This is a genomic window from Lentzea guizhouensis, from assembly GCF_001701025.1.
Classification (GTDB): Bacteria; Actinomycetota; Actinomycetes; order Mycobacteriales; family Pseudonocardiaceae; genus Lentzea; species Lentzea guizhouensis.
The window spans coordinates 8,289,125-8,302,588 of the sequence record NZ_CP016793.1; the positions used below are offsets into that span (position 1 = coordinate 8,289,125).

A 13,464-nucleotide genomic window follows, 5' to 3' on the forward strand; every position below is an offset into this window, starting at 1 on the left:
AGGTGACAACACCGTGTACACAACGCAACGAAGAACGGGAAATCGTCGAACGCGTCGAACGGCATTCGACGATTTCCCGTCCTCAGTGGACAGAACTGTCCTACGCGGTGAACTCGGGCGTGCGTTCGGGGCTCGCCTCGGCCAGCGCCTTGGTCACCCCGTCGACGCCGTCGCGCAGGCCGTAGACGGGAGTGGCCGGCTGCTGACGCCACGACTCGTCGATGCCACCGGCGTCGACCGTGTCGAAGCCGAGCTCGTCGATCAGCGCCCGCACCTTCGCCTTCGCGGCCTCGTCGTCGCCGGCCACCGGGAGCGCCATGCGGTCGGGCGCACCGGCCGGGCGGGGCCGGTCCAGGATGTCGGCGGCGTAGGTGCCGTTGAAGGCCTTGACCACCGGGTGGCCGATGTGGCGTTCGGTCCAGCGGCTCTCGGTGAGGCCCTCGTCGAGGATCTCCGCGATCCGGCCGTCCCGCTGCGGGTAGTAGTTGCCGGTGTCGATCACCGCGACCCCGTCCGCCGCCTCGGCGAACAGACCGTCCGGCAGGTCCGGAATCGCGTTCAGCGGGATCGTGACGACGACGACCTCCGCACCGCGGGCCGCCTCCTCGACCGCGACGGGCGTGGCACCGGTCTCCTCGGCGAGCGCGGTCAGCGTGTGCGGACCCCGGGAGTTCGCGACGGAGACGTCGTGGCCGAGCGCGGCGAGCCGCCTGGTGAGGTTGCCGCCGATGTTGCCGGCGCCGATGATGCCGATCTTCATGACAGACCCTTCCAAGATCGATGGACCTGCACGTCAACGCGGCACCATCCCGCACTATTCCGCCTCTCGCCGAACAAGACGCGTTCAGGTGGTCGTCCCGGTGACCGTCTCACCCGCCTTCGTCACGTGGTAGGTGACCTTCGCGCCGCTCCAGTAGTGGAACGTGAGCGTCACCCGCGCACCGTCCCTCACCGCCGCGAAGAACTCCGGGGTGAGCCTCGTGCGGCCCTCCGGGTAGCCGGGGGTGAAGGCGCGGTCGTACTCCTTGAAGGAGGTCCAGTCGTGCGGGCCGGCGAAGGTGCCGTCGTCGTACTTCGCCTCCATGGTGGCGAGCTGGTCACCGCGGAAGGCGGTCGGGATGTCGAACGCCGCGGTGGTGCCGGTGGCGTTGGACAGCACCGGGGTGTCGTGGGTGATGACGTGGAACCGCCACGGCACGCCCTGGGAGAAGCGGGCCGTCAGCACCGCGTTCGTGCCGTACCCGCGCGAGCCGCTCAACCTGGTCAGCGCGGTGGCGGTCAAGGTGAGCCGGTCGCCGGACACCGTGTAGTCGCGGCCACGGGTCAGGGCGACGTTTCCGTTGTACAGACCGGAGAACGCGGTGCCGTTGAGGTTGAGCGTGATCGTCCTGCCGGTGATGGGGCTCGACTTCGCCAGGAACACCTGGTCGGTGTGAGCGGTGCCGGAACGGGTGGTCCAGCTCGACTTGATCTGGGCGTAGAGCTCGGGGTCACTCCACTGGAACGACGTGCGGCCCAGGTGCTGGCCGTTGTCCCACAGCATCGTGGTGATCTTCTTGGCCCGCGCGTAGTGGCCGAGCTGCTCGAAGAACTTCAGCTTCTCGCCCTGCTGGATGGTGCCGGTGTGCCGGTCGAACCCGAGCAGGCCGTACTCGCCGAGGACCACCGGGATCCCGCGCGCGACGAACGTGGTGTGCACGCGGTCGAACGAGTCCGTCAGGTCCTTCTGCGCGGTGGCGTCGAACCGGGTGCCGCCCGCGACGTTCACGCTGAACGGCCAGTAGCCGTAGTAGTGCACGGTCGCGATGAGGTTGGGGTCGTTCAGGCCGCGGATCTGCTCCGCCAACGGGTCGAGGTACTGCTGCTCGGACGAGGTGTGCAGGGTCGGCAGGACGAGCAGGCGGGTGGCGTTGTTGCCGCCGGAGCGGCGCACGATGCCGTGGAAGGCCGTGTTCAGCACGGCGTTGAGCTCGATCTCCTGCGGCTTGCCGGTGCTGCCGGTGAACTGGGGCTCGTTCCAGCTCTCGAAGGTGAGCTTCGGCCCGTACTCGGCGAAGGCGGCCACCAGCTGCGTCCAGATCCGGGTGAACCGGTCGAGCACCTGGTCGTGCTCGGTCGGCATCCGAGACATCCACTGCCACGAGTCGTGGTGGATGTTGAGCATGACGTAGAGGTCGCGGGCCAGGGCCCAGCGCACGACCTCCTCGACGCGGGCCAGGTAGGCGGCCTCGATCGTGTGGTCCGGGCCGAGGTGCGCGCTCCAGGTGACGGGTACGCGGATGCTGTTGAAGCCCTGCGCCTTCAGGTTGTCCAGCAACGCCTCCGTGACGCGCGGGTTGCCCCACGACGTCTCGTCCGCCCCCGTCGAGTCCAGCGTGTTGCCGAGGTTCCAGCCCGGCTGCATCGCCGCGGTGTGCTCGGCGGCGCTGAGCTGCCTGCCGCCGTGGACGCAGGTGACGCCGTTGAGCGAGAACGCCAGCGGCGCGGTGTTGGCGTGGTCCCAGGTGCCGGTGAAGCCGAACTCCACGGTCGCCGCAGAGGCGATCTTGGCGTTGTGGCCGACGTCGGCAGCGGTGACCACCGCGTCCGGCGACTCGGTGACGGTTGCGCTCCAGGCGGTGCCTGCCTGCTGGCCGGTCGGCCATTCCCAGCTCAGCCGCCACCCGTCGAGAGCGGGTCCGAGGTTGGTGACGGCGACGTCGGCTGTGAAGCCACCGGACCACTGGCCGGTGACCTCGTAGCCGACCCGGCATCCCGGTTGGTCGGCGGCCGCGGCAGTCGAGGTGGTGAGACCCGCGGCCACAACGGCCACGAGCGCGCCGATCGTGCGTTTCACACCGGTCGAGTTGAACATCAAGCGCCCCGCAATCGTCGTTGATCAGTCGAGCGGCTCGTGGTCGATCCAGTCGAAGTGGACGGTGCCGGTCGCGGCGTACGCGCCGATGACCCGTCCGGTGAAGCCTCCTGCCACCTCGGTCGAGAGGTACCGGCCGTCGAGCTCGGCGAGCGTGGTGACCGTGCCGCCAGGTGCCTCGACGCCGAACGAGACGGTGTCCGGGCCGGACCGGGCGTCCCGCAGCTCGCGCGTCTCGTTCACCCGCACGACGAGCACCACCGGCCCGGCCGGCACCGCCCGGGCGACCACGACTGTCCGGAGTGGACCGATGCGGGCGTGCACCCGCACCTCGCCGGAACCGGCCTCGACCTCGTAGTGGTGTTCCTCGTCGACCCGCACCGCGAGCCCGCCGCTGCCCCGTTCGACGTCGACCAGCGCGCGGGCCCGGCACGACCGGTGCTGCTGCCGCCGTCCGACGAAGACCACGGACGGGTCGTCCAGGCCGGCGCCGCGGGCGTGCAGGGTCAGCCATCCCGGTCGTTCCCGCGTCGTGCAGTGCTCCTCGGAGCGGTCGCGCACGGAGATCCAGCACGGGCGCAGCTCGCCGTCGAAGTCGTCCCGATGCGGTTCCACCGGTCCCGGCGTCAGCGGCCACGGCGGTGTGACCGTCAACGCGCCGACCACCGGCCAGTCGTCGACCCAGTGCACCGGCGCGAGGAACGTCTCCCGGCCGAGCACGTGCCAGCCCGGGGTGCCGCCGCCGGGCCGCACGCCCAGCAGCACCATCCACCAGGACCCGTCCGGGCCCTGCACCAGGTCGGCGTGGCCGGTGTTCTGGACGGGGTCGTCGGTGCCGCGGTGGGTCAGCACCGGGTTGGCCGGGCAGGGTTCGAACGGGCCGTCCGGCGCCGGCCCGCGGGCGATCGACACCGCGTGGCTGCGTTCCGTGCCGCCCTCGGCGATCAGCAGGTACCAGTGCCGGCCGATCCGGTACAGGTGCGGTGCCTCCGGTGCCTTCGCCCGGTCGCCGCCGGACCAGAGCGGCCGCGGGCCGGCGACGACCGCACCCGTGGCGAGGTCGACGCGGTACTGGTGGACGCCCGCCATCGTGCACCAGCAGGTGCCGTCCTCGTCCCAGGCGAGGTCGGGGTCGATGCCGTGGGCGCCGGGCAGCGGGACCGGCTCGGACCACGGCCCCGCGGGGTCGGTGGCGGTGAACACCGCGGTGCCGCCGCCGTGGCTCACGCTCGTGACGACGAGGTGGAACCGGCCGTCGTGGTACCGCAGCGTCGGCGCGCAGATCCCGGCCGACGACGGCGTGCCGGCGGTCAGCGGCAACTGGCTCTGCCGGTCCAGCGCGTTGCCGAGCTGCGTCCAGTTCACCAGGTCCCGGCTGTGGAACACCGGGACGCCGGGGAAGTACTCGAAGCTCGAACACACCAGGTAGTAGTCCTCACCGACCCGGCAGACGCTCGGGTCGGGGTGCATCCCCGCGAGGACGGGAGTGGCGGCCACCGGTCACGCTCCTCGGGGTTCAAGCCGGTGGAGAACGGCGGACGGCGCGGTGGGCAGTGTCAGGGAAAGCTCACCGGGTGACCACTGCACTTCCGCGGCGCTGTCGGCGGGGTACAGCCGCTCCACGTCCACATCGGACAGTCGCGGGAACGGCAGTGTCACGGTGTCCGCGCCGCCACGCCGCCAGACGGCCAGGTAGGTGACCGACGGCGTGCTCAAGGCGAGCGCGAGCCACGGGTCCTCCCAGCCGGGCAGCCCGAGCGGCCAGGACGGCACCGCCCGCGGCAGGTCGGCGCGGATCGCCTTGTACACGGCCAGGGCTTCGTGGACGAGCGCCCGTGCCGGCGGTCCGAGGTCCGCGATCTTGCCCGAGAGGTGGACGCGGCCGAGCAACGCGCTCGTCATGCCGAAGGCGACCTCGTCGAGCGAGTCCTCCGGTTGCGGGTACGCCCAGACGGCGCTCTGCTCCGGCGTGATCGCGGTGGGCGCGGAGGCCGCGATGGGTGCGTAGCGGTCGAGGTTCTGCTGGTCGCTGGTGGACTGCAGCTGCAGCCGCGACAGCAACGCGTGGTCGATCCGCATGCCGCCGGAGGCGCAGTTCTCCAGCACGAGGTGCGGGTGGCGGTCCAGGACGCCGTCGAGCCAGTCGAGGTGGGCGCGGTTGTGGCCGAGCAGACCGTCGGCCGGGCTCTCCTCCTGATCGGCGCTCGTGCCGGAGCCGGGGTTGATGTTGTGGTCCAGCTTGAGGTAGCCGATGCTCCACTCGGCGACCAGCCGGTCCACCACCTCGTCGAGGTGGGTGCGGGCGGCCGGGTGGCGCAGGTCGAGGTGGTGACGGCCGCAGTCGCTCACCCGCCTGCCCGAGCGGCGGAAGAACGCCTCGTCGGGCAGCGTGCGCGCGAGCGGGCTGCGCACCCCGACCACCTCGGGTTCCAGCCACAGGCCGGGGACCATGCCGCGGTCGCGGACGCGGTCGAGCACCTCCCCCAGCCCGCCGGGGAACCGGGTGCAGGACGGCTGCCAGGCACCGACGCCGTCCCACCAGCTCTCACCCACCTCGGCGTACCAGCCCGCGTCGATCACGAAGTACTCCGCGCCGGCGTCCGCGGCCGCGTCGACCAGCGGCAGCAGCGCGTCCGTGGTCGGCTCGCCCATCAGGCAGTTCATGTAGTCGTTGAAGACGACCGGCAGGTCCTCGTGGTCGGTGTGCGGCCGGCGGGTGACGCGGCGGTAGCGGGTCAGCGCGGCGAACGCGTCGTCCGGTCCACCGTCGGCGCTGAACGCCAGCGCGACGGGCACGGTGCGGAACTCCTCGCCCGGTGCCAGCACGCGGTTCCAGCCGTGGTCGAGGTCAGTCGGCCCGGCCAGCGCCACGTAACCGCCGCCGTCCTGTTCACCGAGCTCCCATCGCCAGCCGCCGCCGTTGTGCTCGATCTGCCACACCCACGCGCGGCCCGTCGCACGGTCCGCGAACCCGCCCATCGGCAGGTGGCCACAGCTGGACCAGACACCCTGCCCGGCAACGACCTCCGCTCCTTTGTGGCGGTGGTCCGGGTGCCGGCCGTTGCGGTCGGGCACCGTCAGACGGGCCGGCTGGCGGCGCCACCGGCACTCCGCGAGCCAGTCGTTCTCCGCCCGCAGCACGTCGGCGCCCGCCACCGGTCCGAGACCGCCCAGCACGAGGGACGTGACCGACTCCAGCCGCAGCGGAGCACGTCCTTCGTTGCGCACGAGGACTTCCCCGCGCACCACGGGAATGCCGTCCGGGGAGCGGAGGGCCACCTCCGCGGTCACGCCGCTCACCTCGTCGTGCAGCTCGACGACGACGCCCTGCCAGTCCTCTTCGGACAACGTGCGGTGGGTCCGGTACCGCAGCCGTGCGCCGATGGCCGTGTCGACGAGGCGACTGCTCGACCAGGTCCGGCCGTGGTCCGCGGCGGTGATCTCCACCAGCGGCGACGAGGTGCCGGCGGGGTGCACCCCGTCTCCGGTGACGTGCAGCTCCTGCTCGAAAGCGGCGTGGCCCCAGCGGATCGTGGTCACGGCGTTGCTCCCCTCAGCACGGCGCACCCGCCGGGTGCCAGCGCGGTCAGCGGTCCCCCGGTCAGCAGGTCGTGCGCGGTCATCGGCAGCGGCACGGGCTCGGCGGTGTGGTTGAGCACCACGTGCCAGTGGTCGTGCTCCCCTTGGCGGGTCACGGATTCCACGCCGGGCGGCAGGCCGGGCAGTGCCGGGCGGACGCCGGTGGCGTCGAGCAGCCGGGCCACCAAGGCCCCGTGCGCGGTGTCGTCAAGGCGGGTGGACAGGTACCAGCCCTCTCCCCCGCCGTAGCCGTACCGGGTGAGCGCCGGGGACCCCGCGAGCGCGCCGTGGGTGTACGCCACGACCGCCTCCGCGCCCCGCGTGCGCAGCGACTCGCTCCACACCGTGCCGTGCGAGCCGTCGGAGAGGGTGATCCGCTCGTCCTGCCGCAGCGGCCGGTACTCCTCCACCCGGATGCCGAGCGCCTCGCGCAGCGGTGTGGCCGGGTAGCCGCCGAGCCGGGAGTGCGCCCGGTCGTCGACAACCCCGCTGAAGTGCCCGACCAGCAGCGTGCCACCGCCCGCGACGTAACGCCGCAGGTTCTCCGCGCCGGCGTCGGACAGCAGGTACAGCGCCGGAGCGAGCACGAGCCGGTAGCGGCCCAGGTCCGCCTCCGGGTGGGCGAAGTCGGCGACCACGCCTACATCCCAGACCGCGCGGTGGGCGGCCCGCAGCGCGGAGTGGTAGTCGAGGTCTGGCGAGGGCAGGCCGTCGGAGCTCAACGCCCACCACGCGTCGGAGTCGTGCAGCACGGCCACCTGCGCCGTCACGGTCGAGCCCGCGAGCGGAGCGAGCCGCGCGACGGCCCCGCCCGTCTCGGCCACCTCGGCGAAGACGCGGCTCTCCGGTCCGGCGTGCGGGACCATCGCCGAGTGCCACTGCTCGGCACCCGCCTTCGACTGGCGCCACTGGAAGAACAGCGCGCCCTCCGAGCCCCGCGCGATGTGCCCCAGGGAGTGCCGCAGGATCTCGCCGGGCTCCTTGGCGAGCACCCGGCCGTGGTCGTAGACCGTGCTGGTGCCCTGTTCCATCAACAGCCACGGCCCGCCCCCCGCGAACGAGCGCGCCCGGTCGGCGGCGAACGCGACGTCGGCGGCCGCCGCGAGTCCCGGCCGGTCCGGGTAGTGGTCGATCGCGACCACGTCGACCTCACGTCCCAGCGCCCACAGGTCCACGTTCTGGTAGGCGGGCATCATCAGGTTGGTCGTCACCGGCCGGTCGCTGTGGGCGCGGATCGCGTCCCGCTGCTCGGTGTACGCCGCGACCACCTCGTCGGAGAAGAACCGGCGGAAGTCCAGTGCGTGGCCGGGGTTGCGGTGCCACTGGGTGGCGCGCGGCGGCAGGACCTGCTCCCAGCTGCCGTAGCGCTGGCTCCAGAACGCCGTCCCCCACGCCTTGTTCACCGCGTCCAGCGAGTCGTAGCGGGCTCGCAGCCACATCCGGAACGCGGCGGCGGTGTGCTCGCACCAGCACAACGTCGTGTACTCGTTGTGCACGTGCCACAACGCCAGCGCCGGGTGGTCGCCGTAGCGTTCCGCGAGTGCGGCGGCGATCCGCCGGGCGGCGGAGCGGTAGGCGGGCGCGGTGAGGCAGTAGGTGTCCCGGCTGCCGTGCACGAGCCGGGTGCCGTCCGGGCCGACCGGCAGGGCGTCCGGGTGGGCGAGCGTGAACCACGGCGGTGGTGACGCGGTCGGCGTGGCCAGGTCGACCGCGACCCCGTTGCCGTGCAGGCGGTCCAGGTGCGCGTCGAGCCAGGCGAAGTCGTAGCGGCCCTCCTCCGGCTCCAGCAGCGCCCACGAGAACACGCCGACCGTGGCCAGGTTGACCCCGGCCCGCCGCATCAGCTCGTCGTCCTCCTTCCACACCTGCTCGTCCCACTGCTCGGGGTTGTAGTCGCCGCCGAAAGCGAGCCCGCCGAGCCGGTAGGTCAACCGGCGTGCCGTCATGCGTCCTCCTCGCGCACGGGCAGCACCGCGCCGTCGCGCAGGAACAGCGGGATGCGCTCGATCGGCGCCGAGACGGTCACCGTCTGCCCGCCGTCGTGTTCCTCACCGGTCCACGCGTCGGTCCACCGGGCGCCGGCGGGCAGGTGGACCTCCCGCTCACGGACCCCGGCCTCGGTGACCGGTGCCACCAGCAGCGAGGGGCCGAGCAGGAACGCGTCCTCCACCCGCCAGGCCTTTGCGTCGTCGGGGAACTCCAGGAACACCGGGCGCATCGGCGGCACGCCGGTGGCCGAGGCCGTGCGCATCTGCTCCAGCACGTACGGCCGCAGGCGTTCGCGCAGCCGCAGGTGCGCGGCGAGGACCTCGTAGGCCTCCTCACCGTACGACCAGACCTCGTTGGCCAGACCGGTCATCCCGGGCTCCAGCACCTGCTCGGACCCGCGGAAGCCGTGCAACCGGAACAACGGGCAGAAGGTGCCGTACTGGAACCACCGCACGAGGACCTCGCGGTAGGCCGGGTCGTCCGGGTCACCGCCGTGGAACCCGCCGATGTCCGTGGTCCACCAGGGGATGCCGGACAGCATCACGTTCAGCCCCGCCTTGATCTGGGTGCGCAGCGTGGCGAAGTCCGTGCCGATGTCACCCGACCACAGCGCGGCGCCGTAGCGTTGCGCGCCCGCCCACGATGACCGGTTGAGCGAGATGACCTCGGTCTCCCCGGCGGCGCGCAGTCCGTCGTGGACGGTGCGGGCGTTCTCCCGCGGGTAGAGGTTGCCGACCTCCAGGCCGGGACCGGCGTGGTAGCGCAGGTTGTACTGGTGACCGGGCTTCAGCTCGGGTTCGCCGGCGTCCAGCCAGAACACCTTGATCCCCAGGTCGTGGTAGCCCTTTCGAATGCGGTCCCACACGTACGCGCGCGCCTCCGGGTTGGTGGCGTCGTAGAACGCGACCTGCGCGGAGTACGCCCCCAGCCCCTTGTCCGGCCAGTCGGCGTGCGCCACCGGCCCGAACTCGGTGCCGATGAAGAACCCCTGGTCCAGCATCGGGTGGTAGGTCTCGCTCGCCGGGCTCACCGACGGCCACACCGACACCATCAGCTTGACGCCCATCTCGTCGAGCTCGCGGACCATCCCGGCCGGGTCGGGCCACTCGGCCGGGTCGAACCGCCACTCGCCGAGGTGCGTCCAGTGGAAGAAGTCGCAGACGATCACCGACAACGGCAGCCCGCGCCTTTTGTACTCGCGCGCCACCGCCATCAGCTCGTCCTGCGTGCGGTAGCGCAGCTTGCACTGCCAGAACCCGGCCGCCCACCCCGGCAGCTCGGGCGCGTGACCGGTCACGTCGGCGTAGGCGCGCAGCACGTCGGCCGGCTGTCCGGCGGTGACCCAGTAGTCGATCTGGCGGGCGCTGTCGGACACCCAGCGGGTGCCGGTCTCGGCCAGCTCCACCCGGCCGATCGCGGGCGAGTTCCACAGCAGCCCGTAGCCGCGGTCGGAGACCAGCAGCGGGATGGTGACCTCGGCGTTGCGCTGCACCAGGTCGATGACGGCGCCCTTCTGGTCCAGCAGCCCGTGGGTGTGCTGCCCGAGGCCGTAGAGCCGTTCGCCGGGGTAGGCGCGGAACCGTTGCTCGAGCCGGTGGTACCCGTTGCCGGTCGCGGTCGCGAGCCGCGGTCCCGGCCACCAGAAGTGCGCGGGCTGTTCGGCGAGCAGCTCGCTGCCGTCCTCGGTGCGCAGGAACGTGAGCGAGCCCGCCGACGCGCCCAGCTCGGGGGTCAGCTGCCCCTCGGTGTGCGCGTCCACCCTGACCGTGATCCTGCCGTTGACCAGGGTGGCCTGGTGTTCGGCGATCTTCACCTCCACCGCGCCGCCCGCCGGCGGGGTGTCCAGCAACGCGCCCGGCAGGTCGTCGAGCAGCGGTCCGCCCGGGGTGGCCCTGACCCGGACGGCGTCCGGGCCCCAGGCCTCGACGCGCACGGTCTCGCCCCTGGCCCGCCATTCCAGTGCGGTGCCGAGATCTCGGAAGTGTGTGGGCATGCGGGAGCTCCCTCGCGTTCGTGGGTGAGGCGGAGAAGGTCGGGCGTGCGGTCGGTGCGCGCGGCCGGAGGGGGCGGCCGGGTCGGGGCGGCGGTCAAGGCGTGGGGATGCGGTCGGGGCGTGTTCCGTCAGGGCGAGCCTGCGGTGGGCGCGTCGACGTCCGGTCAGGCCGGGCGTGGTGCGGGTCCCGTGCTCTCCCGCACCGTCAGCGTCGGCGTCAGCAGGACCATGTCGTCGACCGGGCGGCCACCGTCGTTCACCGCGGACAACCGGCGCATCACCTGCTCGACCGCGACCCGGCCGAGCTCCTGCGCCGACCCGGTCACCGCGGTCAGCCGCGGCGCGAACTGCTCGGCGAGCTGGTCCTGGCACAGCGCGATCACCGACGCGTCCTCGGGCACGGTCCGCCCGCTGGTGCGCAGCAACGTGAGCAGCGGGCCGATCGCGCCCTCGTTCTGCACCACGAACCCGGTGGTCGCCGGCCGGTCGGCGAGGATGCGGGCCAGCGTGCCGGCCGTGCTCTCGTAGGTGCCCTCGCAGGAGCGGTGCAGGAACCGCACCCCGCGCTGCTCGGCCCGGTCGCGGAACCCGGCGAGCGTCCGCTCGGCGTACGCGGCGTGCCGGTGGTAGACGCCGGAACCGTAACCGATGAAGGCGATCTCGCGGTGCCCCAGGTCCGCGAGGTGGTCCGCGCACTGCGCGCCGGCGGCCACGAAGTCGTGGTCCACACAGGACAGTCCGCGGGTGTCGGCCGGCAGGCCCATCAGCGTGGCCTGGGTGCCCTGGGCGCGCAGCACCGGGATGCGTTCGTCGTCCATCTCGACGTCCATCACGATCACGCCGTCGGCCAGGCCGCTGGCGCCGATCCTGCGCACCCCGTCCGGGCCCTCGTCGTTGGTGATCAGCAGAACGTCGTAGCCGTGCTGACGCGCGGCCACCGTCACCGCGATCGCGATCTCCATCATCACCGGCACGTAGACGTCGGTGCGCAGCGGCACCATCAACGCGATGATGTGCGACCGCCGTGCGGCCAGCGCCCGTGCACCGGCATGGGGGTGGTAGCCCAGCTGCTGCACGGCGTTGCGCACCCGGTTCCGGGTCTCTTCGGAGATCGCGCGCTTGCCGCTCAGCACGTAGCTCACCGTGCTGGACGACACGCCCGCATGCCTGGCCACGTCGGCAATGGTCACCATGAGTCCTCAGCCCTTGATAGCACCGGTCAGGACACCCGTGCGGAAGTGCTTCTGCACGAACGGGTAGACGACGAGCAACGGCACGAGCGTCAGCACGACCACGGCCATCTGCAGCGACAGCGGCGCGGTCAGCGACAGCGCGTCACCGAAGCCGTTGTTGACCGAGCCGGGCATCCCGTTGCCGCGGCTGACGTACGTGTAGAGCACGTACTGCAACGGCCACTTCTCGCTGTCCGTGGGCATGTACAGCATCACGTTGAAGAACGAGTTCCAGTAGCCGACGCCGTAGAACAGCGCCATCACTGCGGTCACCGCCCGCGAGGTCGGCAGCACGATGGACCACAGGATCCGCCACTCCCCCGCGCCGTCGATCCGGGCGGCCTCGATCAGGTCGGCCGAGGTGCTGGAGTAGAACGCCCGCAGGATCAGGATGTTGAACACCGACACCGCGCTCGGCAAGATCAGCGACCACAGCTGCCCGTACCCGCCGAGGCCGGTGACGACGAGGAACGTCGGGATCAGGCCGCCGTTGACGAACATCGTGACGATCAGCAGCGACAGCAGGAACCGGTGCCCGAACGACCGCGACCGGGACAGGCCGTAGGCGCACAGCACCGAGACCACCATCGACACGGCGGTGCCGACCAGCGTGATGCCGAGGCTCACCAGCAACGCCGTGCGGACGGTCGAGTCCGACAGCATCACCCGGTAGGTCTCCAGGGTCAGGCCGTCCGGCCAGACCACCAGGCCACCGGCCCTGTTCACCGCGCCCTGGGTGGACAGGCTGGTGAGCACGACGATCCACAGCGGCACCAGCATGACGAGCAGCACCCCGCCCAGCGTGATGCCCTTGGCGGCCTGCCCGGCGGGGGTCGGTGGTTCCTCCCAGACCGGGCGCTCGTTCTTGCGCCTCCTGCGGACCGCTTGGGGGGCAGGGGGTTTCACGGCCGTGTCGCCGCTGGTGCGTTCGATCGCGAGTGTCATCTCCGGTACAACCGTCTTCGCCGAAGGCGTGCGCCAGCTTGTTCGCACCCCAGATGAGCAACAGCGAGATCATGCTCTTGAACAGCCCCGCCGCCGCGCCGTAGCTGTAGTCGTTGGTGGCGATGCCGAAGTAGAACGAGAAGGTGTCCAGCACGTCCGCCGTGTCGTGGCCGACCGCGTACCGCTGGATCAGGAACTGCTCGAACCCGACGGTGAGCGCGTTGCCCAGGCGCAGCACCAGCATCAGCACGATCACGCCGCGCAGGCCTGGCAGCGTGATGTGCCACAACCGCCGCCACCGCCCGGCGCCGTCGGCCGCGGCCGCCTCGTAGAGGTCGGTGTTGATCGCGGCGAGCGCGGCCAGGAACACGATGATGCCCCAGCCGGCCTCCTTCCAGACCACCTGCGCGGTGACCAGCAACGCGAAGGTGTCCGGGTTCGTCATGACGTCCCAGGTGGCGATGTCGTTGTTGCGCAGGAACTGGTTGAGCACACCGGCGCCGCCGAGCATCTGCTGGAAGATCGTGATCGCGAGCACCCACGAGAAGAAGTGCGGCAGGTAGACCACGGACTGGATGAAGTTGCGGATCCGTTCGCTCAGCACGGAGTTCAGCAGCAGTGCCAGCGCGATCGGCACCGGGAAGAACAGGATCAGCTGGACGGAGCTGAGGCAGAGGGTGTTGCGCACCGCGCCCCAGAACAACGGGTCTCCGAAGAGCCTTTCGAACTGGTAGAACCCGACCCACGGGCTGCCGGAGACACCGGAGAGCGGGTCGTACTCCTGGAACGCGGTGACGAGGCCGAACAGCGGCACGTAGTTGAACACCAGCAACAACAGCACCGCGGGCAGCGTCATCAGGACCAGCGAGCGG

The 13,464-nt window shown here is 71.5% G+C and carries 9 protein-coding genes and 1 pseudogene; 1 reads left to right on the plus strand and 9 read right to left on the minus strand.

The window, feature by feature from the left end:
• Positions 1-100 precede the first annotated feature (100 nt).
• The 8 genes from BBK82_RS39600 to BBK82_RS39635 all read right to left on the minus strand — a co-directional run bounded on the left by BBK82_RS39600 (position 101) and on the right by BBK82_RS39635 (position 12,592).
• A complete protein-coding gene (locus tag BBK82_RS39600; protein WP_065919515.1) occupies positions 101-760 on the minus strand; it encodes an NADPH-dependent F420 reductase in 660 nt (219 codons plus the stop codon).
• Positions 761-844: 84 nt separating this feature from the next.
• Entirely contained in the window at positions 845-2,836 is a 1,992-nt protein-coding gene (locus tag BBK82_RS39605) for a cellulase family glycosylhydrolase (RefSeq protein WP_237047826.1), read from the minus strand.
• Positions 2,837-2,878: 42 nt separating this feature from the next.
• On the minus strand, positions 2,879-4,351 hold the full coding sequence (locus tag BBK82_RS51085; protein WP_237047827.1) for a glycoside hydrolase family 43 protein: 1,473 nt from the start codon (positions 4,349-4,351) through the stop codon (positions 2,879-2,881).
• A gap of 3 nt (positions 4,352-4,354) precedes the next feature.
• Positions 4,355-6,394, minus strand: coding sequence for a glycoside hydrolase family 36 protein (locus BBK82_RS51090; protein ID WP_218920477.1), 2,040 nt, complete (start codon positions 6,392-6,394; stop codon positions 4,355-4,357).
• Positions 6,391-8,379: a beta-galactosidase gene (locus tag BBK82_RS39620; protein ID WP_065919518.1), complete on the minus strand. Its 1,989-nt coding sequence runs from the start codon at positions 8,377-8,379 to the stop codon at positions 6,391-6,393. Before BBK82_RS39620 ends, BBK82_RS51090 begins: the two co-directional genes overlap by 4 nt.
• Positions 8,376-10,415, minus strand: a complete 2,040-nt coding sequence (locus BBK82_RS39625; RefSeq protein WP_065919519.1) for a glycoside hydrolase family 31 protein — start codon at positions 10,413-10,415, stop codon at positions 8,376-8,378. Before BBK82_RS39625 ends, BBK82_RS39620 begins: the two co-directional genes overlap by 4 nt.
• A gap of 164 nt (positions 10,416-10,579) precedes the next feature.
• Entirely contained in the window at positions 10,580-11,608 is a 1,029-nt protein-coding gene (locus BBK82_RS39630) for a LacI family DNA-binding transcriptional regulator (RefSeq protein WP_065919520.1), read from the minus strand.
• A 6-nt stretch (positions 11,609-11,614) separates the two neighbouring features.
• Positions 11,615-12,592 carry a carbohydrate ABC transporter permease gene (locus tag BBK82_RS39635; RefSeq protein ID WP_065919521.1) on the minus strand — a complete coding sequence of 326 codons (978 nt, stop codon included), beginning with the start codon at positions 12,590-12,592 and terminating at the stop codon, positions 11,615-11,617.
• A 143-nt stretch (positions 12,593-12,735) separates the two neighbouring features.
• On the opposite strand from BBK82_RS39635, the gene BBK82_RS55145 reads away from it, so the two are divergent.
• Complete coding sequence (locus BBK82_RS55145) at positions 12,736-12,924, plus strand: hypothetical protein (protein ID WP_065919522.1); 189 nt, start codon at positions 12,736-12,738, stop codon at positions 12,922-12,924.
• Here BBK82_RS55145 and BBK82_RS48200 read toward each other — a convergent pair.
• A pseudogene (locus BBK82_RS48200) lies at positions 12,864-13,448 on the minus strand (ABC transporter permease subunit); the annotation flags it as partial. The gene BBK82_RS55145 and the pseudogene BBK82_RS48200 overlap by 61 nt on opposite strands.
• Between the last annotated feature and the right edge of the window lie 16 nt (positions 13,449-13,464).

Coding starts and splice junctions, on each gene's coding strand:
- BBK82_RS39600 (WP_065919515.1), bottom strand. CDS start 760: ATGAAGATCGGCATCATCGGCGCCGGCAACATCGGCGGCAACCTCACC.
- BBK82_RS39620 (WP_065919518.1), bottom strand. CDS start 8,379: ATGACGGCACGCCGGTTGACCTACCGGCTCGGCGGGCTCGCTTTCGGC.
- BBK82_RS39625 (WP_065919519.1), bottom strand. CDS start 10,415: ATGCCCACACACTTCCGAGATCTCGGCACCGCACTGGAATGGCGGGCC.
- BBK82_RS39630 (WP_065919520.1), bottom strand. CDS start 11,608: ATGGTGACCATTGCCGACGTGGCCAGGCATGCGGGCGTGTCGTCCAGC.
- BBK82_RS39635 (WP_065919521.1), bottom strand. CDS start 12,592: ATGACACTCGCGATCGAACGCACCAGCGGCGACACGGCCGTGAAACCC.